Origin of the sequence: Francisella sp. SYW-2, from assembly GCF_008711475.1 — a bacterium.
Taxonomy (GTDB): Bacteria; Pseudomonadota; Gammaproteobacteria; order Francisellales; family Francisellaceae; genus Francisella; species Francisella salimarina.
Window position 1 is genome coordinate 16,995 of the sequence record NZ_VXKO01000008.1, and the last position, 26,411, is coordinate 43,405.

The window sequence follows — 26,411 nt, forward strand, 5'->3', positions numbered from 1 at the left end:
GGACTATCAATATATGATAAATTAGCAACTCTAATTTTAATATATAATATGTCCACAAAATTCCAAACATAAAATATTACATTCTTTTGAGGAGATTACTAAATATGAAAAAAATTATCATAAGCTCAATATTAGCATCACTGGCACTACCAGTAGCATCACTAGCAAACACATCGCTCAAAGAAGGCGAAGTTGCTTATCACAACACATTCCCCTTCAGCAAATCAGCAACTTACGATATTTTTACTACAAATACTGAATACGCAAATACTGTAATAATGTCTAATACCATTGCTGGTGTTATGTACGGATATTTAATTAAACAAAAATATCCTGACATAAAATTCAACAAAGATTACTTATATGGCTCATTAATCGGGCAACTAATGCAAGAGTCAGACATGACGACTCAGATTAACAAAGATTTTAAACCAAATGATCCTGATCAGTTAATCCAGAATGAAACTTATGCCAATATTCTTTTATCAAAAGGACAAGGTGGTCCTTATCAAATCAACGACTATTCAAAAAGGTTACCAGGAGTAGGACAAGAAGGGTCACTTGGTCTAGTAAACTACAACTCTATTGCAAAGGTTCTAGGCTACTCTATCGAAGATCAGGATAGTGGTAAGCAAACTGACAGCCAAGGACCCAAAGCTTTAGACAATATATATGCAGGACCAATGATTACGACATTCTATCATTTCAATGATATCAACAGGATGAATGTTAATGCTTCTAATGACTGGTTTGTGTATCACCAACAATGGAAAGACTGTTTAGCTAACTCTCAAAAAAGTGATGCTAGTGGCTTAAACTTCCCATTTGTTATGAATGTTGTATACAATGCTGGTTCATACAGTCCAGTACTTAAAACATACCTAGATATTTGTGCAAACGGGTCTACAGATTCAAAAGAATACAAAAATATGAACAACTGGATGTTAGACACAATCACTTATCAAACTAAAGTAGGTGCTGAAAAGCCTAATGATGGTGAAGCAACATACTATCGCTATCCTAGACAAGTATCTTTCTATATCAATCAGATATTTAATAACAACAATGCAAAGCTAGAAAAAACTGAACTTCAAGTCAACAATGAAGTAATATTCAAAATTGAAAGGCTTAAAGCAGTATTTGGAATGGTAATGCACAAACTATCCTATAGAGATAGCAATGATGAACTTCAATATATTAATATTTCAGCTGCTAATACAGCTTTTGATCAAGCCATAAAGCAACTAAAAATAACAGAAACTGAACTAAGCTTCTCAAATACCCCTAAGACAAAAAATCAACAGAGACTAGTAATCTATAAAATCATCAACAAAGCCATTACCAATTTAGCAAAAAATGACAACATAGATTTCACAGCAGTATATGACAAGCAGCCTGGTCCTGGGCCACAACCTGGTCCAACACCAAAGCCACAGTATAAGTATCCTGATGGCATTGGCGAATATGTAGCTGGTACAGTTGTTAGCGCAGGTGATAGCACATACCAGTGTAAAGTTGCAAACTGGTGCAACGATTCCACATATTCTCCAGTGGGTGATTACTCTGACTCAGCATGGCAAAACCTAAATCCTCAACCAACTCCTCCAGTTCCAGAAGGTGACTGGGATCCTAAGAAAACATATGTTGAAGGTGATTTTGCAAAAGTGAATGGAATAAATTACAAATCTAATTTTTGGAATAAAAATAAAAATCCAGAAGATAATAACTGTGAGTACGGTTGTCCTTGGACAAAACAGTAACTTTAAAACTCAAAATATCTCTTAAATATCAAACGCTTTAACATCTAAATAAGTTTCATTACTAGCAACACACAGCACTAAAATGATATACTTCGAGGAAGCTTATTAGCAAATAAACTCAAATTTAAGGAAATGACTTTTATGAAAAAAATACTAGTAGCGTTAACAGCTATAATAACCCTAGTATCATACGGATTTTGCGACGATGTAAAACAAAAGTGTAAAATCGAATCATGCGAACTTAGCATAACTCATGCAGAAGTAAAAGAAACCAAAGGCAATAATACAGCTATAAAAATGCACATTAAGAATAGCGGTAATGAAACTGTTGATATTATCGCAGCATATTCGCCAGTGGACACCCAAACACAACTTCACCATTTTGTAACAGTCGGCAATAAACGTGTAATGAAGCAAATCAAGACAATTGAAATATATCCTCATAATAGTGTTGATCTGTCATATCAAGAGTTACATGTAATGCTAATAGGTCTTAAACAAAAAATCACAAAAGGTCAAAAAATACCTGTAATGCTAATCTTAGAAGATGGTAGCACACTTTCAACAACCGCAATAGTCGACTAATTTTCCCCTTATAATTTCCAATCTACAGGATTGAGACCTTTTGAAGTCAAATATTGATTAGCTTTCACAAAATGATTACAACCTTCAAATCCTCTATATACAGATAGAGGCGATGGATGTGATGATTCAAGAATTAAGTGCTTAGTATCATCAATAAGATTTTTTTTCTTACGAGCATGTGAGCCCCACAGCATAAACACAACATTTGGCTTATTGTTAGATATCTTTTGAATTACAGCATCTGTAAAAATCTCCCAACCAATATCTTTATGTGAATTAGCCTTATGAGCTTCTACCGTAAGTGTCGTGTTTAGCAGAAATACTCCTTGCTTCGCCCAATTTATGAGACAACCATGCTCAGGAATCTTAAATTCTGTGATACTGCGCTCTAATTCTTTGTAAATATTACGTAGTGATGGTGGGGTATCAACTCCTTTCTGCACAGAAAAAGCAAGTCCATGGGCTTGATTATAATTATGATAAGGATCTTGCCCCAAAATTACGACCTTTAAATCATCTAGCTCGGTATACTTAAAAGCACTAAATACATTTTCTTTTGCAGGAAAAATAATTTTACCAACAGATGTTTGACTAGCCAAAAACTCTAATATTTTCTTAAAATAAGGTTTCTGCTTTTCTTCTGCTAAGATATCTGACCAATTCACTTTTTATATTCTATAAATCCTATAACTTATAAAATTATAACAAAATGAAAATACAGTAAGATAAAAATATAAGATTAATATTTAATTAGAGAGGTTTATTTTTTCTTCTTTTGAGGAGGAAGATCTGTTGCAGTACCTTCAAACACTTCCGTAGCCATCATCAAGCTCTCAGATAGAGTTGGATGTGGATGTACTGTAAGAGCTATATCTTCAGCATCACAGCCCATTTCAATAGCAAGTGCAGCTTCAGAAATAAGCTCTCCAGCATTAGTACCAACGATAGAAGCACCGATAATCTTATGATTCTCATCAAATAGAACCTTAGTCATACCCTCTGATCTATCGATACTTAGGGATCTACCACTAGCAGCCCAAGGGAATACACCTTTCTCATACTTGATACCTTTTGCTTTTGCAGAAGTCTCTGTCTCACCAACCCAAGCAACTTCAGGGTCAGTATAAGCAACTGAAGGAATTACTAACGGATCAAAACTATGGTTCAGACCAGAAATAACTTCTGCAGCTGTTCTCCCTTCCGGCACTGCTTTATGAGCAAGCATAGGCTGACCAACAATGTCTCCGATTGCGTAGATATGCGGTACGTTTGTACGAAGCTGTTTATCCACTGCAATAAAACCTCTTTCATCAACATTTACACCAGCTTTCTCAGCATCGATAAGCTTACCGTTAGGCTTACGACCTATAGCCATAAGAACCCTATCATAACGCTCATCTTTTGCTGGATGATCACCTTCCATAGTTACATAGATACCATCTTTTTTAGCTTCCATAGCTGTAACACCTGTTTTCAAGCGAACATCATACTGACTATTCACTTTTTGGTATGCTTTAACCAAGTCCTTATCCACACCATTCATAAGTTGATCAGCAAATTCCACTACAGTGATCTTTGTACCAAGTTCAGAGTAAACTTGCGCCATCTCAAGACCGATGATACCACCACCCACTACAAGCATAGTTTCAGGGATCTCTTTCATTTCAAGAGCACCAGTAGAGTCGATAATTCTGTCATCTTCAGGCACAAATGGTAAGTTTATAACACTTGACCCAGCAGCGATAATACAATTATCAAATGCAATTTTTGTAACCTTACCATCTGCAGCTTCTACAGCCAACTCTTTATCAGAAGTAAATTTACCATAACCCTGTACGATTTTTACTTTACGCATCTGAGCCATGCCTTTTAGACCACCAGTAAGCTTACCGATCACACCATCTTTATATTTCAATAGATTTTCTCTATTAATATTAAGACCACCCATCTCGATTATACCTAGAGACTCTAAGTGGCGAGCTTCATTGATAACTTTAGCAATATGCAACATAGCTTTTGAAGGGATACACCCAACATTTAGACACACACCTCCAATCTCAGCATATCTCTCAACCAAAACCACTTCTAGACCTAAATCTGCAGCCCTAAATGCCGCACTATACCCACCAGGACCACTACCTAGCACTACTAATTGTGTTTTAATATCACTCATTTTAAAACTCCGTATTTACATTATGATTTCACGTAAATCAGATAAAATCTGACTATATCTTGTCAAGAACTTAGCAGCTAGTGCACCATCAATAACCCTATGATCTGCTGACATAGATAGTGGCAACATAGTTCTAGGTTCAAATTCTTTACCATTCCAAATTGGCTTAACAGCTGTCTTAGATACACCCATAATAGCAACTTCAGGCATATTTATAATTGGTGTAAATGCTGTAGTACCTAACACGCCGATACTTGAAATAGTAAATGTAGCACCAGACATATCCTTAGATCCCAATTTACCATCACGAGCCTTACCAGCTAGCTCCATAATATCTTTTGATATTTCTATAATACCTTTCTTATCAGCATCCTTGATAACTGGAACCATAAGACCTGCTGGAGTATCTGCAGCAAAACCAATATTGTAGTATTTCTTCAATATTAAATTCTCACCATCATTTGATAATGAGCTGTTCATTCTTGGGAACTCTTGTAGAGCTACAGCAGCAGCTTTTACCAAGAATGATAATGGAGTAATCTTAACACCCATTTTCTCAGCAAAACCTTTTTTAGCTTTTCTAAACTCTTCAAGATCTGTAACATCCGCATCATCGTAGAAAGTTACATGAGGGATTTTTACCCAGTTTCTATGTAAGTTTTTCGCACTGATTTTATTGATGCGAGTTAGAGGCTGAGTTTCAATCTCACCAAATTTAGAGAAATCAACAACTGGATCATCCAAAAGATCCAAACCACTTCCACTTGCAGCAACTTTACCAGTCTGGACCTGTGTTACAGCATGCTTGATATAATTATAACAGTCTTCTTTCGTTACACGACCCTTACGACCAGTTGCTTTGACCTTACTTAAATCAACATTCAAGATTCTGGCTAGTTTTCTAACCGCTGGTGAAGCGTGAGCATTAGAGTTATCTACCGCATACTCATTTACGCTACTTTGCGCTACTGGTGCAGGAGCTGGTTTTGCCGATTCTTGCTTAGGCGCTTCAGATTTAGCCGCTTGACTAGGAGCTGCAGCAGGAGCTAAACCTTGTGTTTTGACTTTAAGAATTAGAGTACCTTGAGCGACCTTATCACCTACTTTTGTGATAACTTCTGTAACTTCTCCAGCCACAGGAGATGGAACTTCCATACTAGCTTTGTCTGTCTCTAAAGTGATTAAAGAGTCTTCCTCTTCCACCTTATCACCAACAGCTACAGCCACTTCAATCACATCAACACTATCATAATCACCGATATCTGGAACTTCAACATCTACAATCTGTCCTGATGCTGATGCAGGCGCTTCTTGTGGAGCATGTTCTTGAGCAGGTGCTGAATTAGATGCATTAGCAACCTTAAGTATTAGATCACCCTCACCGACTTTATCGCCAACTTTAACTGCTATTTCAGTAATCTTACCAGCAGCAGATGATGGTACTTCCATACTAGCTTTATCTGTCTCTAAAGTAATTAAAGAGTCTTCTTCAGCAATCTCATCACCAACTTTAACAGCTATCTCAATAATTTCAGCAGCATCATAGTCACCAATATCTGGGACTTTGACATCTACAGTTTGTGAAGATTGTTGGCTTGCAGGCGCTGCAGGTGCAGCTGCTTCTTGCTTAGGCTTTTCTGCTGACGCTTGACTTTCAACTTCGACTTCCATAATTGCCGAACCCTCAGCCACCTTATCACCAACCTTGACAGTTAGTTTAACAATTTTTCCAGCTACTGGAGACGGAACTTCCATACTAGCCTTATCAGTCTCTAATGTAATCAAAGAATCTTCTTCGGCGATAACATCACCCTCTGCGACATTAACTTCGATCACATCAACACTATCATAATCCCCAATATCAGGAACTTTAACTATCTCTATAGACATTAATATCTCCTCAATTAGCTATATAATGGAGCTACACGCTCTGGGTCTATATTGTATTTTTTAATTGCTTCTTTAACTTCACTAGCTTTAACTTTACCATCAAGTGATAAAGCATATAAAGATCCAACAACCACGTGATATCTATCAACCTCAAAGAAGCTTCTTAGAGCTTCGCGAGTATCAGATCTACCAAAACCATCAGTACCTAAGTTAACATAAGTCTGCGGTATAAATTCTCTTAGCTGATCTGTGTATAGCTTGATATAATCAGTAGAAGCGATCACAGGGCCTTGCTCATTCTTCAAGCATTTCTCAATATAACTTTCTTTTCTCTCAGCATCTGGATGAAGCATATTTTCTCTTGCTACTTTTTTAGCTTCTCTATGAAGCTCATTAGCAGAAGTCATACTCCATACATTTGAAGTAATACCATACTCATCTTTCAGCATCTTAGCAGCTGCTTCAACTTCTCTCAATATAGAACCTGAGCCTAGCAACTGTACATGCTTATCAGCTGGCTTAGTATCTTCAAGCTTATATAAGCCCTTAATAATACCTTCTTCACAACCTTCTGGCATAGCTCTGTGAGAATAATTCTCATTCATCACAGTGATATAGTAGTAAACATGCTCACCTCTAACATACATTCTATTCATCCCTTCGCCAAGAATCACAGCTAACTCATAAGCGTAAGTAGGGTCATAAGAGATACAGTTAGGGATTAAACCAGCTTGGATATGGCTGTGACCATCTTCATGTTGTAAACCTTCACCATTTAGAGTTGTACGACCAGATGTACCACCTATCACAAAACCTTTTGCCATAGAGTCACCAGCTGCCCATGCAAGATCTCCAAATCTTTGGAAACCAAACATAGAGTAGTAAATCATGAAAGGAATCATTGGCACTTTATGTACACTATAAGAAGTAGCTGCTGCTATCCACGAACAGAATCCACCTTGCTCGTTGATACCTTCTTGTAGGATCTGACCATCTTTGGCTTCTTTATAGAACATTACCTGTTGCTTATCTTCTGGTACATATTGTTGACCTTTAGGATTATAGATACCTAATTGTCTAAACAAACCTTCCATACCAAAAGTACGCGACTCATCCACAGTGATTGGGACAATATGCTTACCTAACTTCTTATCTTTTGCTAAATGAGATAATATTCTCACGAAAGCAGTAGTAGTAGAGAACTCTCTATCGCCACTATCATCTAATAAGTTTTTAGCAAAGTCTTGAACACTTGGAATTTCTAGCGCTTCATTATTTTCTAATCTCTTAGGAATATATCCACCCAAATCTTTTCTCTTAGAGTGAAGATATTTCATTTCTGGAGAATCTTCTGGCAATGAAACAAGCTTATAATTCTCTACATCTTCTTTAGTTGCAGGGACATCAAATCTATTCTTGATATGCTCAAGAGCATCTGTATCAAGTTTTTTAACATTATGAGCAATATTCTTAGACTCGCCCCACTCTCCTAAGCCATAACCTTTAACAGTCATAGGTAAGATAAGTGTTGGTTTACCATTTGATTGCTCAACAGCTTTTTTATATGCTGCATATATCTTGACAGGATCATGTCCTCCTCGACGCAATGCCTGGATATCATCGTCTGTCATATCCTTAGCCAAGGCTTCAAGATCTTCGTCACCACTAAATACTACTCGACGACACTCAGCACCACCATGAGCCTTGATTGTATGGAATTGACCATCATTTAGTTCACTCAACCTTTGAGCAAGCTTTTTGCCGCCTTTTTGATCTTGTAGTAACCTATCCCAATCACTACTCCACAATACTTTGATAACATTCCAGCCAGCGCCAGCAAATACATCTGCCAACTCTTCAACAATATTACCATTACCGTTCACAAGACCATCTAATCTTTGTAAGTTACAGTTAACTACAAAAATTAAGTTATCTAAACCTTCGCGTCCTGCTCTAGTGATAGAACCAATTGACTCCGGCTCATCCATCTCACCATCGCCACAGAATGCCCAAACACGACGATCAGAAGTTTCAGCCAAACCTCTAGCCTCAAGATACTTCATAAATCTAGCCTGATAAATAGCTTGCAGTGGACCCAGACCCATTGATACTGTCGGGAACTGCCAATACGTAGGCTGTAAATATGGGTGCGGATAAGAAGAAACAGCATTCTCTTTATCAAAAGCTTGTCTTCTAAAATTCTCTAGCTGCTGTTTAGTAATTCTACCTTCTAGATACGAACGAGCATATACGATTGGAGAAAGGTGTCCTTGGTAGAAAATCAAATCACCAGCATGATTCTCATTTGGAGCTTTCCAAAAATGATTGAAACCAACTTCATATAAAGTCATAGCACCAGCACCAGTACCAATATGACCTCCAATAGAACCCTCTCTCTTGTTAGCGGATGCAACTATTACAGCAGAGTTCCATCTATTGATAGCTTCGATTCTTTGCTCAATTTCCATATCACCAGGATAACTTGGTTGTTCAGAAACATCTATAGAGTTTATATATCTCTTAACTTTTGCTGTTGAGTAAGCACTCTCTATTCCAAGTTCAGTACCCTTACTAAGTAGTTGTTCAAATAAAAACTTAGCTCTATCAGCACCCTCTCTTTTAATGACATCTTCAAAAGCCTCAAGCCACTCTTGGGTTTCTAAAACATCAATATCTTTAGTGAAATCCGACATCCTTTATCCTCCGAATTAATCGAATATTAACGAAAATAAAACTTAACCACTCGATTATAAGTTAATCTATAAATAACATCAACCATATAACAGAACAGTTGGGTGTTTAATAGCCACCCCTTACAGATACAGAACTCCAAAAACTCGTAGTCAACCTTTTAACTCATCTAATATTTACTTCAAACCTTTCGATTTTAAAGCAGAAAGTCAATATTATCCTCATTATCAAACGAATCTAATACATAATCAAAATTGACAGAAAAGCCAATCACCTTAAATACTTCTGCAAGCTTGTCATTGAGTAGAAGTTCTTTAATATCATTAGCATATCTTAATTGATCTTTGGAATTAAGGTTCTTAAAGACATCTTCAAAAACATCAACAACACTAGCTCTTTTTAAAAAGTTTGCTTGTGTCATATAACCATCAAGTTGAAAACCGCTCTCCACAGCTGCCTCAGCAACAGCTGTAAAGTCAACATGCGCAGTAATATCTTGTTGTCCTATATTTATAAATGGATCAAAATTAACTTTATGCTGATAGTAACAAGCCAAAGTCCCCATGCTTCTTTCTTTTGAATAGTATAAATCTCTGTGATAGCCATAATCACATAAGAACACCATCCCTCTATCTAAAGTAGCGCACAAAGATTTGACCCATGGACGTATCCAAGTATTAATTTCACTTACATAACCATCCTCAAAAATCACTCCATCACTTTTAATCTTATTTAGTTCATAGTTAAACCGAGCATCATTTTCGGGTACATCAACAAGTTCAAATTTACCATTAACAAAATCCACACCTTGCTGTATTAATTGACTATCCTGGACTCTAAAAATATCCACTGGCATTGCATCTAAAACCTCATTGGCAAAAATTACAGCTTTAAGCTTATATTGAGGAAGCTCTGCAAACCACTCAAATCTGTCATATAGTTCTGGAATATTTTTCCTTATGCTCTCTTGCTGTCTGGACTTCAAGTCATTACTTAATTCAACTATTATATATTTTTGAGGCAGAACCCCTAAATCACTAAGCTCTCGCATACAGTCAGTAGCAAATTTACCATTACCAGCACCAAACTCTATAATATTACAATCACTACCCAATTCAGACAGAACTAATGCAAATTGTCTTGCTAATGTACGCGCAAATAAAGATGTTTGAGATGTCGCAGTGATAAAATCTCCAGATGAAGATATTTTTTCTTTCGAACCCGAATAATAACCAAGCTCAGGATAATATAAAGCCAGCTGCATAAAATCTCTAAATAAAAATGGATTGCTGCTAGACTTTATTTTTTTTAGAATTATATTTTCAATAGACACAAAATCATAATTATTTTCAGTAAAAATATAGTTATTTTAAGTTTAAAATGGATTTTAATCAAAAAAATGTATGACTTTCTTAGAAAAAAATATTAAAATCTGTGCTCAAATAATTTTTTATAATGAAGGCGTAGATGAGCGTGATACAAACTTATCCAATTGGTATAACTGGTGGTATAGCTAGTGGCAAATCAACAGCAACAAAAATTTTAAAAGAAAAAATGAATTTAAATGTTGTATGTGCAGACACAATAAGCAGAGAAATTACCAAAAAACCTTCTGTAATTAAAAAAATAGCCGAAAAATTTGGCAGTGATATTGTAATGAATAAGCAAATAAACAGAGCTATGCTCAGAGCAATTATTACAGAATCCAAAGAAGCTAAAAAATGGCTTGAAGATTATCTTCACCCTGTTATTAACAGAGAAATCAAGAAACAAGTAAAAGAATCCGATACTGTTATGACTATTGTCGACATCCCCCTACTTGGTCCATATAACTTTCGTCACTACGATTACTTGAAAAATGTAATTGTAATTAAGGCCGATCTTGAAACCAGAATCAGAAGACTAATGGAGCGTGATGGCAAAAGCAGACAACAAGCGGTTGCTTTCATTAATCTACAGATATCTGATAATGAAAGAGAAAAAATTGCCAACTTCGTAATAGACAATACTAGCCTGAGCGATCAAGAGTTAGAAGATAAATTAATTGAGACAATTAATAACATCACAAACTTGACTAACTAATATTTTTTGCATATAATATTCTTCAACTTTTGCACCCATAGCTCAACTGGATAGAGTACTCGGCTACGAACCGAGCGGTTAGGGGTTCGAATCCCTTTGGGTGTGCCATAGTTTCAAGCGGGAATAGCTCAGTGGTAGAGCACAACCTTGCCAAGGTTGGGGTCGCGAGTTCGAGCCTCGTTTCCCGCTCCATTTTTTCTCTACACGCTTTCAAATTGTTATATTTTTTTATAGAAGTTTTATCTATTTCTTTCCAATATTGACTATGTATTAATATTCATTTTTTTTTAATACTATAAAACAAAGATATCAATCTCTAGCAAATATGCATAACAGCTATGCATTATTGTCTATATAAAAATAGATATCCTCGTAATTATAATTGTGATGTATAAAGCTTTTTTTTAATATACATAACAAAAGGGAAAGATCACAATGATAAAAAAAACAATTATAACAAGTATACTTATAGCATCATCAGCTATAGCTTTTGCTAATACTTCTACTCCAGCAACTGCTAGTTCTGCAAATTCTGATGATAGAGTAATGGCTGGGTATTTAGATATTACCGCCATGAGCTCTGCTGATAGTGTGGACTTATCTCAAGTTGCTAAAGATGGTTATAACGAGGCTGTTGTAGCATTTGCCACAATAGATGCGAACAATAATATATCGTTTAAAAGTGACTATGAAGCTCTTGCAGCTAAAAAAATCCAAGAAGCAAAAGATGCCGGATTAAAAGTTGTAGTATCAGTTGGTGGACAAAGTAATGTTAATACTTATAACCCCAATGGTTCTGATGCTAAAGGACTTGCTCAAAATATAGTTAACTTCCTAAATAAATATGGATTAGATGGTATCGATTTTGATATTGAAATACCAGAAACAGCAACAAACAATGGTACATACCTAAAAGATGTAATTACAAATATAAAAGATATCGATAGTTCAAAGTTAGTAGTAATAGCTCCTCAGATTAATAATGATAAACTAGTCTCAACCGGTAATGATGAATTTTATGCTCCATTATTTAATGCCACCAATAAAGTCTTAAACTTAGTTGATTATATATATGTACAGAACTACAACACTGCACCTGAGCAAAATCCTGATTTTATTCAAGATGCATACACACTTACTAAAGATTATATTGGAGCGAAAACAGCTAAAATAGTTATAGGCTATCCTACAGCTGCTCAGGGTGGCGGAGCCGCTACAGTATACTTCCCTCATTTTGATGGTGGTAAAACTCCTCCAGAGTCTTCGGCCTTACAAACTTATGATGCTATGAAGTCAGTATATGATAATCTAGGAAACATTCCTAAAGATACTAAATTCGCTGGTTTTATGGGTTGGTCTTTAAATGTTGATTATGACCCAGAAGCATACAACATAGGTTCGATCAAATATCCGGCTCACGGCATAGGAGACTTTGGTTACTACATGTCTCCTTGTGCTTTAGATAGTAACAAATGTGATAAGATTCCTAATGAAAGAGAACTTCCTAAAGAAGCAACTGTTTTAGTACATAATAACAGCCCAGCGACAGGTTTTGATGGCATAACTTTCTCAGGTCCTGAAGGTAGCGTATATACACAAGGCTATATAGCTCCAACTACTGATAAGAGACCGGGTACTACTTCTGCTAAAGCTCCTATTGGAACAAGTATAACTGTATCACCAAAAATAACATGGTATGAAGAATCAGGTAAAGCTCCTGTAACTTGTCCTACAAAAATGGATACTACTAAATATACTCGTGCTGAAATATATGTAGCTGAGCAAAATGGAACTTATATTGCTAACTGTGAGTATGGTAACTAAAAAGTTTATTCTTAAATCTGTTTCTATTATATTTCATCAGTTTTAATGCCTTTAGTTTAGTTAACTTTATTTTATAGCGATAGAGTAAATAAACTTCTTATATGATAAAATTAACAGACTATTATACCAAGTAATTAAATATCTATAATGTCTAAAAAAATAGTTCTTACAGGCATAACTCCTTCTGGCACACCACATCTAGGAAATTATATAGGCGCCATTAAGCCTGCAATAGAAATGTCTCAAAGTGATGAATACAATTGTATGTATTTCATAGCTGATCAACACTCATTAATAAAGCTTTGGGATAAAAAACTACGCCAACAATATATATATGAAATAGCTTCTTCATGGTTAGCTCTAGGACTTGATCCTACAAAAGCTTCTTTTTATCGTCAATCAGACATACCCGAAATAATGGAGCTAACATGGATTATCAGTACAACTACTGCTAAAGGCTTATTGAATCGTGCTCATGCATACAAAGCATTAGTAGACCAAAATATTCAAGAAGAAAATGCTGATCCTGATAAAGGCATAACTATGGGGCTGTTTAACTACCCTGTACTTATGGCTGCAGATATTATGATGTTTGATGCAGATTTAGTTCCAGTAGGAAAAGATCAAATCCAACATATAGAAATAGCCCGTGATATTGCAAATAGATTTAACCATATATACAAAAAACAAATATTAAAAGCACCTCAAGCTCTAACGAATGAAGACAGTCAAACAATACTTGGTTTAGATGGTCGCAAAATGTCAAAGAGTTATGATAATACCATACCTATATTCTCCACAGAGAAAAAGCTTAGAAAACAGGTTATGAAAATCATCACAAACTCCCAAACACCTGAAGAAAGAAAAGATCCAAAAAACTGTACTGTCTTTGCAATATATAAAAGTATCGCTAACACAGCTGAAGTCTCTTCTCTAGAAGAAAAATATTTAGCTGGTGGGTTAGGTTGGGGAGATGCCAAACAAATACTCTTTGAAAAAATAAATGAATATTTGACAGACGCTAGAGAGAAATATGATTACTATATCAATAACTCGAAAGTTGTAGATGATATTCTCAATCGAGGCGCAGAGAAAATGCGTCCTTTAGCTATGAGTAAACTTAGAGAAATTAAAGATTTAATAGGAATGTAAAAATGCAAAGGTTAGATAATGTAATTATAGCTAACTATAGCATCCATTCTTTGGCTCTTATATGTTGGGCAAAGAAAAATTTACACAATAACTTTTGTGTACTATCCGTAGATACTGGTTTTGCTGCTGATAATTGGGATAAATATTTAGAGAATGTATTCACATGGCTCAAAAATGAAGCTATAGAATTTTATCACCTAAAATCAGAAAATACTTTTCAAGAACTAGTCGAAGCACGTAAACAGTTTCCTTCACAACAGTTCAGTTGGTGTGCCGGCTTCCTAAAAGGTATCACATTGTTAAACAAAATTGATGAAATTGATCCTGATGCTGAAGCTACTATACTTCTGAGTCACCGAAAAGACTTATCAAAGGTTTCACAGCTTTTGAGAAACCTAGAAGAAGAGGAAAAATATGACTATAGATCACTAGAATACCCTTTATTGGATCTAAATCATGATAATATTTTAGAATTAACTAAAAACCTGCCTTTTAAAACGTTTTATCATAGTCTTGAGTGCCAACCTTGTATACACTTAACACAGCAAGAGTTTGAAAAAATGACAAAAGCTGATGAAAAAAAAGTTTCAGCACTAGAAAATGAAACAAACAGCTTTATGTTTAATAATGTACCTTTCGACAAATTAGATCGCCATGCTTTTATTCATGGCAATATTTTAGAAGAATTATCAAAGGCCTGTAGCTGGGAATATAGCTGTGGACTGTAGGGGAATAATATGAGTGAGTTTTTTTTATTTAGTTTGCTTACTGTTGTAGCTGCATTGATGAGTTACATCAATACAAAATTTCTGAAACTACCAAAAGCAATAGGACTAACTATACTATCAATAACCTTTTCGGCACTATGTGCATCTTTTCTTAGTCCATCGAACTTTTTAGTAGTTGCTCTATCTAGTTTTGACTTCAAAAAAACAGTCTTAGATGGAATGCTGTCTTTCCTGTTGTTCGCAAATGCTTTGCATTTCAATATGATTGATCTAAAAAAAGAGCTGAAAGCTATATTTGGACTTGCCAGTATTGGTTTAATTTTGTCTGCTCTAACAACAGCCATTCTAATCTATGGATTCTGCTTGTTAGTTGGATTTGATATAAGCTTTGGATACTGTTTGGTGTTTGGCGCACTTATTTCACCTACGGACCCAATAGCAGTCATTAGTACCCTTGCCGGCAATAAGTCAATTCCTAAACATCTCAAAACGCGTGTGGTAGGTGAATCATTATTTAATGATGCTACTGGTATTGTATTATTTGTAATACTTTCAAACATTGTATTTTTTGGTAGTGGAGGAGACTTCGGTCAAGGAATAACTAGCCCTGGTGTTAACTATATTTGGGTTATTACCAAACAGATTGGTATTGAAGCAGGTGGAGGAATACTACTTGGTTATATATTTGCAAAAGTAGCTTTAATCTTCCTAAAAACAAATGATGACTCAGAAACTTCCATATTTGTAACACTAGCAATAGCTAGTATGGGCTATGTAATAGCTCATAGCCTGCATGTATCAGGACCAATTGCCATGGTTGTTGCTGGCCTAGTTATAGGTAACAGCCTTTCTGATCGCAAGAAAACTCACCCAAACCAGGTAGAAAAAATTGATAAGTTTTGGATGATTATTGACAATATGCTGAACTCATTTCTATTCATACTGATAGGTCTTGAACTGACTAGTATACCTTTTGATCATGGTGCTTTCTGGGTGGGTGCTGCAGGTATATTTATAGTTACATTTGCTAGATTAATCAGCATTTCAATCCCTATAACCGTTATAGATAAAAAACTCTCCAGAGCATCTGCTAGGGATAATATACTTGTTGCATGGTCTGGAGTCCGGGGTGGAATATCCCTAGCTCTAGCATTATCACTACCTGATGAGGGTCATGTTATAGTCAGTATGACTTATACTGTCGTGATATTATCAATATTAGCTCAGGGCTCAACGTTGAAGATAGTTTTAAATATGATTTATCCTCACAATCCAACTAAGCAAGCAGCAAATACATCTCTGGAACAATTAAAATAATTTTTTAATATCTAAACTTTAGAGTTTCATGGTATTTAGTAGCTACTCCGCAAACGTCTATTATTAGCTCCATTTTCAGAATACATACTTTGGCCCATATTTGATGCCATTAGACTATGATATTGATAATCTCTGCCGTAAAAATCAAAATAATTATCCGTAAATTCTTCAGGAAAAGCAGACTGCAGTGTATCTTGATAAGGTTGTGAATAGTTTGCATAACCCTGCTGTTGCTGGCTATTACGCCACACAATTTGCTTTGGAATGTCGTCTGCATTTACCACAGTAACATTGTCATTAGCTAAGTCTAATTTAGTTGCTCCTTTTGATGGAGTATTGGTAAACTCAGGCACCCCATTTTTATGCAACTCATAAACAGCAGAGTATCCATCTAAACTTACTAATGCTAAAACAAATAATATAAACAATCTCATATTAACTCTTTATAAAGTTATTATTCTTCTTTAATATTGCCAAAGCTTGTTCATAATCACAATCATTTAATATCATTGCAATCGCGACTTTTACAGACTTATTAGCTTTCATATAAAAATCTTGGGCTGTCACATAATCAACTCCTGTTGCCTCACAAATAATATTCTTAGAGCGCTCAACTAACTTTTCGTTGGTTGGTTTAACATCAACCATCAAATTTTGATACACCTTGCCAACCGATACCATAGATAACGTTGATATTATGTTTAAAATAAGTTTTTGTGTTGTTCCCGCCTTAAGCCTAGTTGATCCAGTCAAAACTTCAGGACCAGGTACTGCCTCGACATTATAATCAGTATAACTAGATATCTTAGCTTGCTTAGTACAGCTAATCGCAATAGTAGTAGCATCGATAGAATTTGCGTATTCAAGAGCCCCTATAACATAAGGTGTTCTTCCACTAGCTGCGATACCTATTACAACATCTTTATCTGTCAAATCTATTTTTAGTAAATCTGCTTTACCAAAATCAGGATTATCCTCTGCACCCTCTTGAGCTTGAATAAAAGCTTTTTCGCCACCTGCGATTAATCCAATAATAGTGTTATAATCAACACTAAATGTTGGTGGACACTCAACAGCGTCGAGTATTCCTAATCGACCACTTGTTCCGGCGCCTATATATATTATCCTACCACCTTTTTTCAAAGCTTGTGATGTAACCTCGACTATCCTAGCAATGTTTAAACTTTGCTCTTTTAATGCTTCAATCACACCATACTCTTCATCTATCATTAAATTCACAGATTCCTGGACTGACATCGAATCAAGATTAAAGCTCCTTGGATTCCTTTTTTCTGTATTTATATTTTCTAGCATGCTCATATTTTAACTTCCTTAACAATTCCTAACGGATAAAGATATTTACTCTCCAAATAAACTGGAGCGGCAGGTTCTACCTCATCTTCAGCTTTCTTACCTCTGTTTGCTTGCTCTTTTTTTCTTTCAGAAATAGATTTTGACCTACTCCTAGATTTATTTGACTTATCATTAACTTCTGACTTATCTTCAGGTTGTGCTTCATCACCTATTTCATCTTTCATTTCTTGTGCTTTAAAGTCCAAAGCTTCTGATTGAATATATATTTTGTTAACAGTATTTTTGACAGCATCAAAATCAGCAAGAATCTGAGGAGATTGAGGTCCTAAATCAACCTCTTGAAGTACATCAAAATCATAATTAAGTTGCATAACTTTATCTGGTGTAAATACAAACAGATAACCAAACTTAGGTATAACTAGCTGGATACCATTATCATCCTGATCTTCCGTATTCTTACTTTTGTCTCCACCAAGCCTTTTAGGCTTATTCTTTTTTTTCTTAGGAAGCCCTACTACAACATTTAGATTATCATTATCTTCAAAATTAAACTCTTTTTCCAAACCATTAGAACCAAAATCTAAACTAACAAAACTACCAAAACCTTTTTGATATTCATATCTATGAAGTTTATTTGGTTCATACGTTATGATATACATCGACTCATCAGATTTAGAAACTATAACAGGTTTGCCAAAGCTTTCACCATCTATATATGTATCTAGACTTTTACCGACCCTATGATCTCCATTAAAATTAAAATCACTTATTCCCATAAGAGTTTTACTTCGGTTATTAGGATGAAATATTAAAACCATATTAGCTTCTAAATTATTTGACATATCAGGTACTAGAAGCTTTATATTATCCTCATCCAAATCGCCTTTAAAGTTAATTTTCTCTGCTAACTTAAGTATATAACTCTTATTTGTTGTAGAATATTCTGAATAATAAACCTCTAAGACCTGTCTATTACCTTTTTTCTGACTATCTTTTCTTACCAACATTATTTCTGGAGCACCATCATTATTGTCAAAATACCAAACTACCCCAAGTATATTATCTTTTACAAATTGTGCTCCTGATGAGGATCGACCCTTTCCATTACCAACCAAAACTGCTTGCCAATTTCCAATTTCTTCACCTATTGCTTTATTGTCTTTCTCAAGCCCTTTCACATCGTCACTAAGCAATTTTTCTAATTCTATATTTGATGTAAACAATTTATCAGTATCATATAACAACAAATATAAAGTCCATTTCCCTTTTTCAAGGTTCCAACCTATCCTAACTTTATAGTCAGTCCCCATACTATCTGGAATTGGCACTCCTATTTTTGCCTTATCTGTAAAGATATTCAATTGCTTATTTTGCTTTTCTACAAACCCAATAAACCCTTTTGGTGAATCTTCAATACTACCATCACTCTTTAGACGATAACTTCTAGCTTGATAATTAGTCACTGAGTCTGGATTTATCATTGGAACATTTATTGGGGTATAATCACCATCAAAGTTTTGATACGTATTAGCTGCAAGCGCGTTATAAATAATTCTCTCTGTTAAATCTACTTTCGTTCCTTGATTAAAAGCTTTATATATAACATCATAACTTTTGTATTCCTGTGACTGAAATAATTCAGCATTTGTCATAGCTGGATAGAATGATGATATATCATCGTCATCGACAGTTATTTCAAATTTACTCTTGCCAATTTCAAACTCACTAGATTTTGTGAAATTAATATCATCCTTTGCCTTAGAAAGATATGTCTCTCCTAGAACTTTATCACTACTATTTCTGATAATACTCTTGGTAGTTAACATCCCCATCTTGAATGTGTATAAAAGACCTCCAAGCATTATCATAATCACAAATGAAAGTATTAAGGCCATTAACAATGCTGAACCATTCATATTTGGGCTTAATCTATTTCTCATATACCCACCTAATCTTGGCCTAATAGATAAATTTTACTTGTTTCTTGACCGGCCACTTTAAAAGAGATTTTAAGTGCAGCAGTCGAGTCACTTTTTATATTCACAAGCTCTTTTTTCAATGACTTCCAGTCTATTTTAGCATTTCCTTGTTGAATATCTGAATTTAAAACATACTCAATCTTTAAATCAGTCACATCACTTATTAATTCATATATTTGTGAATCGTCTGCATTTTGCTTCACATATTCATACAGTGAGTATATTTCATTACCATCTTTGTCTTTTTTATTAGTAGATGCAACAAAGAATACCTCTAATATATACTTACCAACGTAATCACCAATTTTAAATTTACTTTCTACACGCTTAGTCGTAGAAACAAAATCATACGTAACAGCACCAACTTTAACAAGATCACATTCATATGAGTTACATAATACTAAGTAATCATTCATAGAAAGGTCTTTTTCAGGCAATGTATCCTTTTGAAATTCATTTACTTTAAAAATATTATTTGATGAATTTGACTTTAAAGTGGAATCTAAGCTACTTCTTTGAATCATTAAAAAATCACTCTCAGGCTGTACACAGTGAATGTCCTCGTCAATATTCATATCTCTGAGAGCTTCATCATTTAGCATTCGTTCCTTACATAGCTCAACAGGCATACTTAATCCTTTAGGAAGGCTTTCAAAACTTTGCGCAGGTGACTTACCAATTGTAACTATACCCATTTTCCCAAAGATATCTCCAAAGTTATCCCCTGAGTTATCCACAAGCTGTTGATATATGTCTCCATATTTAGTTGTAAAGCCTGCTTGTCCGATTGCATTATAGAAAATTTGCTTAATCAATAGTTGATCAGAGTTTATTCTATGTTTATCACTGAGCCTTATATATTGCTTTTTCATATCAATATATATTCCAACAGCCATACCCATCACTATAGCAGCTATAACCATTGCAACCATTAGCTCTGGCAAACTAAAGCCTGCACACTTTCTAACTCTCTTCAACACCATCAGCCTTTATATCTCGCTCAATAATTTTGACCCTATCAGCCACTCCCATCTGATCATCTATTGCCGCAATATTTACTACCTTGTATACAATATCGACACTATTAGCAGCGTCTTTTTTTGCTTTCTTATCAGCTTTTGCTGCCATTTTTTTGATATCAGATACACTTAGTGATTTAAATCTATTCACAGGCTGTTTTTTTTCTTCCGGCCTTATATCATTTTCTTTCTCTAAAACAACAGTTTTTATAAACTCTATGCCATCATCTGTCTTAGAATCATCAAATACTCCTGTAAGACGATATATACTCACTCTTTCATCAAGAAGAGTTGCTATCTCATCTTTCCTATTTTCAAGAGTTATATTCACAAGAATACTGTTTAATAAGATAAATCCTGATGATAAAACAAATAATAAAATCAGAGCAGCAATCATTGATTCTACAATACCAAATCCTGCCTGCGATCTTATATTTTTCAGAAGCATTGAAATAAATTAGATTAAAATTGAGAAAATTAAGCTTCTTTGAATCTTCCAAAAGACATTAATTTATCATATCTTTTAGCATTTCTTTCTTCTACAGTCATTTCTGACAATACTTTCAACTCTGCAGCAACTGCTTTTCTGATATTAGCAGCTGTTGTATCATAGTCTCTATGCGCTCCACCTAACGGCTCTGGAATAACTGCATCAACTATTTCTAACTCTTTAAGACGACCTGAAGTTATATTCATCATTTGCGTAACTTCAGACGCCTTTTCAGCTGTCTTATGTAGAATTGACGCACATCCTTCAGGAGAGATAGTAGCGAAGTAACTATATTGAAGCATAAGTAATCTATCACCAACACCTATACCTAACGCCCCACCAGAACAACCTTCGCCAATCACGATACAAACCACAGGAACTTTAAGCGCACTCATCTCTAATAAGTTTCTTGCGATTGCTTCACTCTGACCACGCTCTTCGGCTTTGATACCTGGGTACGCACCTGGAGTATCAATAAAAGTAACGATTGGCATGTTGAATTTCTCAGCCAATTTCATAAGTCTTAGCGCTTTACGATAACCTTCCGGATGCATCATACCAAAGTTATGCTTAATCTTACTTTTAGTATCACGGCCCTTCTCTTGGCCTATAACCATGACAGGCTTATTATTTAATTTTGCTAAACCACCAATCACAGCTAAGTCATCACCAAATGCTCTATCGCCATGTAGTTCTTGAAAATCCGTAAAAACTAGTGATAGTAAATCTTTGAAATATGGTCTATCTGGATGACGAGATAGCTGAACTACCTGCCAGTCTGTAAGCTTAGAGTAAGTTGACTCCATAAGCTCAAGTCTTTTTTTACCAAGCTTCTTAATTTCAGCTTCTGTTTTATCATCTTCATACACATGAGATAATGACGTAATTTTATCTTCGATTTCCTTTATCTTTGACTCAAAGTCTAAATAATTCATTACTTTCTCCTTTCTAAATACAAATCAATTCGTAAAAATAGCTAGATTATATTCTAAAGCATTTTAACAAAATAAAAAAGCTACAACGAATCATTTTGAAGGTTTGTTATAGTAGTTAATTATAATATAATCTCAAACATAAAATTTTGAAATCTGAATATTAACAGCTATGCAAAAAACTTCTAATCACACACCTATGATACAACAATATCTAAAAATTAAATCTCAATATCCAGATATATTACTATTTTATAGGATGGGTGACTTTTATGAGCTTTTTTTTGATGATGCGAAAAAGGCTGCAAATCTGTTGGATATTACTCTTACAGCACGTGGTAAGTCTAATGGTGAATCGATACCTATGGCTGGAGTTCCCTATCATGCTGCTGAAAACTATATAGCTAAGATTGTCAAAAAAGGACTTTCGATCGCTATATGTGAACAGGTAGGTGATCCAAACACGTCGAAAGGTCCCGTTGACAGGCAAGTAACACGAATAATAACTCCAGCAACAGTTTCAGAAGAAGCTTTTTTAGATAGTAATCAAGATAGTATCTTAGTAAGCATCTATAAAAAAAGTGATAAATATCACATAGCATACACAAGCTATACTCAAGGTAAAATATACTTAACAAATACTATAAAAGACCTCTCTGAACTAAAAAACCAAATTTTGAAACTCTCGCCACAAGAAATAGTAACCAATTCCCAAGATCTTGCTGAACAAAATATTTTTGACAAACCAACAAAAGTTTTAGAAGAATGGTACTTTAGTGATTTTGAAACAAAAAAACATATAACTAATTCCTTTGATAAAAGTTTTACAAACAACATTTTAAGTCTTTATAAAAAAGAGCAGTTAATAGCAATCGGATCAATACTTGCTTATTTGACAAGTACACTAAAAAACACACCCAAACATATAACAGATATTTGCTTAGATGAAGACCAAAACACACTAAAAATAGATGCTAATAGTAGAACTAACTTAGAATTAGACAACAACTCAAAAAGTAGTCTCTTAAACATAATAGATAAATGTAAAACCAGTCTAGGAAGTCGACTTTTAAGAAGATACTTTAAAAATCCTACTAGAGATCTAAATAAAATATCTTCTCGTCACAATATTATAAAAGCCTTTAAAGAACAGCATTATTTCCTAAAAATCCAAGAAGTCCTCTCTTACATAAATGATATTGAAAGAATAATTTCACGTGTTGCTCTAGGAACAGTAAAACCCAAAGATTTAGTCTCGCTTCACACATCCCTTGAACAACTACCTAAACTTAAAGATTTACTTAATCAAAAAAATACAGATGAAATTATAAATATAAATAATCATATTCATCAAATCGATGAACTCACAGACTTACTAGATAAAGCTATTATAGATAACCCTCCGGCGACCATTCGTGATGGAGGTGTTATCAAACAAGGCTTTGATCAAGAGCTCGATGAACTAAAAGGGTTAAAAGATAATTCTTACGGTTTTTTACTTAACTTTGAAGCACAAGAAAAACAAAAAACAGGTATAAACACCTTAAAAGTTGGCTACAACCGTGTACATGGTTATTACATAGAGCTATCAAAACAGTACGCAGATAGAGTTCCAACCGAGTATATTAGACGCCAGACTCTTAAAGCAAGTGAACGCTACATCACTGATGAACTTAAAACATTTGAAGATAAAATTCTCTCAGCAAAAGAAAAGGCTTTGGCTAGAGAGAAACTTATCTACGATACTTTATTAAATAAAGTTCTAGAGTACTACTGTCAAATCCAAGAAACTGCATTAAGTATTGCAAAAATAGATGTGTTAGCAAACTTTGCAGAAAGAGCTATCAAACTAAACTTAAATCAACCTAAGTTTAATAAACTTGGTAAACTCGACATAAAAGAAGTTCGTCATTTAGCAATTGAGCAAAATATCGATGAACCTTTTATACCTAATGACACGCTATTAACTGCAGACACTCATACACTAGAAATAATAACTGGACCCAACATGGGAGGCAAATCCACATATATGCGCCAAGTTGCTCAGCTTGTTTTTTTGGCATATATCGGTTCATTTGTACCAGCTAATTATGCGGATATTTGTGACATAGATACTATATATACCAGAATTGGTGCTTCAGATGACATCTCTAGTGGTAGATCAACTTTTATGGTAGAGATGACAGAGACTGCTTATATCCTAAATAACGCAACTGAAAAATCACTAGTGATCATGGATGAGATTGGTAGAGGTACAAGTACGTTTGATGGTTTGTCTCTTGCGAAAGCTTGTGCTGAAAAATTTGCAAAAATAAGCTCATTCACTCTTTTTGCCACTCACTATTTTGAACTTACAGAATTAGTTAACCAGTATCAAAATATAAAAAACATACACTTTGAAGCAAAAGAATATAAAGATGATATCTTTTTTATGCATAAGGCAATAGCTGGTGCTGCTAAAAAATCTTACGGAATCCAAGTAGCTAAGCTAGCAGGTATTTCAGCAGATGTTTTAGAGTCAGCAAAGAAAAACCTACGTGACTTAGAAAAAAACCAATCAAAACCAAGCTCACCGAAGCAACCTCAGAAAAATCTCAAACTTGAACGAATAGCAGACGATGAAAACACACTCAAAACCAAGCTTAAAAACATAGATGTCAATACTATAACTCCTATAGAAGCATTAAATATTCTCTTTGAATTAAAAAAACTCTAATTTAGTTATATAAACTTTTTCAATTTGCTATAATTTCTTAAATATAAATTTGTAAAGTCTTAGGAAAAACTATGCAAGACAATGAAAATCAACCTTCTTTCTTAATTCAAAAAGTGTACACAAAAGATGTTTCACTAGAAACAGTTAATTCTCCAGCTTGTTTTAAAGATCAGTGGGATCCTAGTTCAGATTTTAATATTGATATAAACACAAAGAAAATCAATGATGAGACTTTTGAACTTGACCTAACAATTACAGTAACAACCAAAAATAAGCAATCTAACGCTTATATAGCTGAAGTTACTCAGTCTGGCATATTCACAATCACTGGCATGGGTGAGGAACAGGTTGAATCAGTACTTAATACATACTGTGCCAATACTCTTTTCCCTTACGCAAAAAGAGTTATTGATTCGTCTATAATTAAAGGTGGTTTTTTACCTCTTAATCTAGCACCAATCAACTTTGATGCTATATACATGCAAAAAAAAGCAAATCAATCTCAACAACCAGCACACTAAGTTAAGAGTAGTATATGAATAACCCCGAGAATAGTTTCATCAAAATTTTAGGATCAATAATGATCATAGTAGGTACTATGATAGGAGGAGGAATACTCGCACTACCTATTATAACTGCTAAACTTGGTTTTGTGATTGGATCTATTCTTATAATTCTTATCTGGAGTATAATGACTTATACTGCTGTCGTTATCTCAGATATTTCTTGCTCAATGCCTTATGGTAGTAGCTTTAAAACTATTGCTGAAAAATATCTTGGTAAAGCTGGAGGTATTGTAGCTAGTATAGCCTTCCTAGTATTAATGTATTTTATTAGTACGGCATATATATCAGCTGCTGCTTCATCATTATCATCATCATTTCCAAATCTTGATGAAAAAATATCATCCTTAATCTTTGTAGTTATTTTTGGAAGCATTGTAGTATTAGGAACAAGGTTTGTTGATTATGCCAATAGGCTTTTTATAATACTAAAAATACTAGTTCTAGTTATTTTATGTGTAGTATTTAATAGTTACATTGAAGTCCCTAATCTTTTTGTTGCTCCAGTTGATTTGGGAGTTTCTCTAATTATTGCAATTCCAGTTTTTACAACCTCTTTTACATCACACATTATAGTCCCTGCGCTTTCTGACTATCTTGGCAAAAATGCCAAAGATATGAAACGCATAGTTATAATTGGTAGTATTATCCCTCTTATATTATATATAATTTGGGTATTTACTATCTTAGGTGTCTTACCTTTACATGGTCCCGTAAGCTTTATGGACTCGATATTTAACCATATACCTGTTGATAAAGCCAATATCGGTGACATCCTTAAAACTTTAGGAGATAAAGTAAAAACCCCTACAACTGATGCAGTACTTCATATTTTCACTTATGTCGCTATTATGACATCCTTTTTAAGTGTTAATCTATCTTTATTCCACTTTAACTTAGACACATATAAATTATATAAAACAAAAAAGGTCATTGGATATTCTATAGCAACAATTTTGACTTTTGCTATACCACTGATAATAAATCAAATGGATCCTGATATATTTATTTATGCTATGACCTGCGTTGGCCTATCAATAGCTGTTTTGTTGATGATTATGCCCGCTCTTATGGCGTTTAAGATAAATAGCCTTGGAGAGAGCTTTAACTATAAGATATCAACTCATAAAAGCCTATGGCTAATTTCTTTACTTTCTGGTGTAATAGTAATACTGTGTGTAGTTATCTAATCAAAT

General features: G+C 34.5%; 21 protein-coding genes and 2 tRNA genes. 12 read left to right on the forward strand and 11 right to left on the reverse strand.

Annotation, left to right across the window (positions count from 1 at the left end):
• Positions 1-104 precede the first annotated feature (104 nt).
• Both F3D57_RS04250 and F3D57_RS04255 read left to right on the forward strand, forming a co-directional pair.
• Positions 105-1,760, forward strand: a complete 1,656-nt coding sequence (locus tag F3D57_RS04250; RefSeq protein WP_150465315.1) for a chitin-binding protein — start codon at positions 105-107, stop codon at positions 1,758-1,760.
• Positions 1,761-1,901: 141 nt separating this feature from the next.
• Positions 1,902-2,345: a copper chaperone PCu(A)C gene (locus F3D57_RS04255; RefSeq protein WP_150465316.1), complete on the forward strand. Its 444-nt coding sequence runs from the start codon at positions 1,902-1,904 to the stop codon at positions 2,343-2,345.
• Between the two features lie 8 nt (positions 2,346-2,353).
• Here the strand turns inward: F3D57_RS04255 and ung are convergent, their stop codons facing one another.
• The 5 genes from ung to F3D57_RS04280 all read right to left on the reverse strand — a co-directional run bounded on the left by ung (position 2,354) and on the right by F3D57_RS04280 (position 10,432).
• Complete coding sequence (ung, locus tag F3D57_RS04260; RefSeq protein WP_150465317.1) at positions 2,354-3,010, reverse strand: uracil-DNA glycosylase; 657 nt, start codon at positions 3,008-3,010, stop codon at positions 2,354-2,356.
• Between the two features lie 95 nt (positions 3,011-3,105).
• Positions 3,106-4,518, reverse strand: coding sequence for a dihydrolipoyl dehydrogenase (gene lpdA, locus F3D57_RS04265; RefSeq protein ID WP_150465318.1), 1,413 nt, complete (start codon positions 4,516-4,518; stop codon positions 3,106-3,108).
• Between the two features lie 15 nt (positions 4,519-4,533).
• The gene (aceF, locus tag F3D57_RS04270) at positions 4,534-6,408 is read right to left on the reverse strand and encodes a pyruvate dehydrogenase complex dihydrolipoyllysine-residue acetyltransferase (RefSeq protein ID WP_150465319.1); all 1,875 of its coding nucleotides are present in this window, start codon (positions 6,406-6,408) and stop codon (positions 4,534-4,536) included.
• Between the two features lie 14 nt (positions 6,409-6,422).
• Positions 6,423-9,101, reverse strand: coding sequence for a pyruvate dehydrogenase (acetyl-transferring), homodimeric type (gene aceE / locus F3D57_RS04275; RefSeq protein ID WP_150465320.1), 2,679 nt, complete (start codon positions 9,099-9,101; stop codon positions 6,423-6,425).
• A gap of 194 nt (positions 9,102-9,295) precedes the next feature.
• The gene (locus tag F3D57_RS04280) at positions 9,296-10,432 is read right to left on the reverse strand and encodes a class I SAM-dependent methyltransferase (RefSeq protein ID WP_150465321.1); all 1,137 of its coding nucleotides are present in this window, start codon (positions 10,430-10,432) and stop codon (positions 9,296-9,298) included.
• A gap of 134 nt (positions 10,433-10,566) precedes the next feature.
• Here F3D57_RS04280 and coaE point away from each other — a divergent pair, with 134 nt between their 5' ends.
• The 7 genes from coaE (at position 10,567) to F3D57_RS04315 (ending at position 16,202) form a co-directional block, all read left to right on the forward strand.
• The gene (gene coaE, locus F3D57_RS04285; RefSeq protein ID WP_146420773.1) at positions 10,567-11,181 is read left to right on the forward strand and encodes a dephospho-CoA kinase; all 615 of its coding nucleotides are present in this window, start codon (positions 10,567-10,569) and stop codon (positions 11,179-11,181) included.
• Positions 11,182-11,212: 31 nt separating this feature from the next.
• Positions 11,213-11,289, forward strand: a tRNA-Arg gene (locus F3D57_RS04290).
• 9 nt (positions 11,290-11,298) lie between these two features.
• Positions 11,299-11,373, forward strand: a tRNA-Gly gene (locus F3D57_RS04295).
• 243 nt (positions 11,374-11,616) lie between these two features.
• Positions 11,617-13,005 (forward strand): glycoside hydrolase family 18 protein, encoded by a 1,389-nt coding sequence (locus F3D57_RS04300; RefSeq protein WP_224728112.1) that lies wholly within the window; start codon positions 11,617-11,619, stop codon positions 13,003-13,005.
• A 147-nt stretch (positions 13,006-13,152) separates the two neighbouring features.
• On the forward strand, positions 13,153-14,157 hold the full coding sequence (trpS, locus tag F3D57_RS04305) for a tryptophan--tRNA ligase (RefSeq protein WP_146420774.1): 1,005 nt from the start codon (positions 13,153-13,155) through the stop codon (positions 14,155-14,157).
• Between the two features lie 2 nt (positions 14,158-14,159).
• Positions 14,160-14,885: a hypothetical protein gene (locus tag F3D57_RS04310; RefSeq protein ID WP_146420775.1), complete on the forward strand. Its 726-nt coding sequence runs from the start codon at positions 14,160-14,162 to the stop codon at positions 14,883-14,885.
• Positions 14,886-14,894: 9 nt separating this feature from the next.
• Positions 14,895-16,202, forward strand: a complete 1,308-nt coding sequence (locus tag F3D57_RS04315; RefSeq protein ID WP_013922504.1) for a cation:proton antiporter — start codon at positions 14,895-14,897, stop codon at positions 16,200-16,202.
• A gap of 35 nt (positions 16,203-16,237) precedes the next feature.
• Here the strand turns inward: F3D57_RS04315 and F3D57_RS04320 are convergent, their stop codons facing one another.
• From F3D57_RS04320 to F3D57_RS04345, 6 genes are read right to left on the reverse strand one after another with little or no spacing between them, the layout of a single operon-like run.
• On the reverse strand, positions 16,238-16,636 hold the full coding sequence (locus F3D57_RS04320) for a hypothetical protein (protein WP_146420776.1): 399 nt from the start codon (positions 16,634-16,636) through the stop codon (positions 16,238-16,240).
• Between the two features lies 1 nt (position 16,637).
• On the reverse strand, positions 16,638-17,522 hold the full coding sequence (murQ, locus tag F3D57_RS04325; protein ID WP_146420777.1) for an N-acetylmuramic acid 6-phosphate etherase: 885 nt from the start codon (positions 17,520-17,522) through the stop codon (positions 16,638-16,640).
• Positions 17,519-19,456, reverse strand: a complete 1,938-nt coding sequence (locus F3D57_RS04330; protein ID WP_150465322.1) for a hypothetical protein — start codon at positions 19,454-19,456, stop codon at positions 17,519-17,521. Before F3D57_RS04330 ends, murQ begins: the two co-directional genes overlap by 4 nt.
• An 8-nt stretch (positions 19,457-19,464) precedes the next feature.
• The gene (locus F3D57_RS04335; protein WP_146420779.1) at positions 19,465-20,478 is read right to left on the reverse strand and encodes a PilW family protein; all 1,014 of its coding nucleotides are present in this window, start codon (positions 20,476-20,478) and stop codon (positions 19,465-19,467) included.
• Positions 20,459-20,962, reverse strand: a complete 504-nt coding sequence (locus F3D57_RS04340) for a pilus assembly protein (RefSeq protein WP_146420780.1) — start codon at positions 20,960-20,962, stop codon at positions 20,459-20,461. The genes F3D57_RS04335 and F3D57_RS04340 overlap by 20 nt, the downstream gene beginning before the upstream one ends.
• 29 nt (positions 20,963-20,991) lie before the next feature.
• Positions 20,992-21,939, reverse strand: coding sequence for an acetyl-CoA carboxylase carboxyltransferase subunit alpha (locus tag F3D57_RS04345; protein ID WP_013922498.1), 948 nt, complete (start codon positions 21,937-21,939; stop codon positions 20,992-20,994).
• A gap of 169 nt (positions 21,940-22,108) precedes the next feature.
• On the opposite strand from F3D57_RS04345, the gene mutS reads away from it, so the two are divergent.
• From mutS to F3D57_RS04360, 3 genes are all read left to right on the forward strand, one after another.
• Positions 22,109-24,652 (forward strand): DNA mismatch repair protein MutS, encoded by a 2,544-nt coding sequence (gene mutS, locus F3D57_RS04350; protein ID WP_150465323.1) that lies wholly within the window; start codon positions 22,109-22,111, stop codon positions 24,650-24,652.
• A gap of 71 nt (positions 24,653-24,723) precedes the next feature.
• Entirely contained in the window at positions 24,724-25,173 is a 450-nt protein-coding gene (gene secB / locus F3D57_RS04355) for a protein-export chaperone SecB (RefSeq protein WP_013922496.1), read from the forward strand.
• A 14-nt stretch (positions 25,174-25,187) separates the two neighbouring features.
• Positions 25,188-26,405 carry an amino acid permease gene (locus F3D57_RS04360; protein ID WP_150465324.1) on the forward strand — a complete coding sequence of 406 codons (1,218 nt, stop codon included), beginning with the start codon at positions 25,188-25,190 and terminating at the stop codon, positions 26,403-26,405.
• The last annotated feature ends 6 nt before the right edge of the window (positions 26,406-26,411 follow it).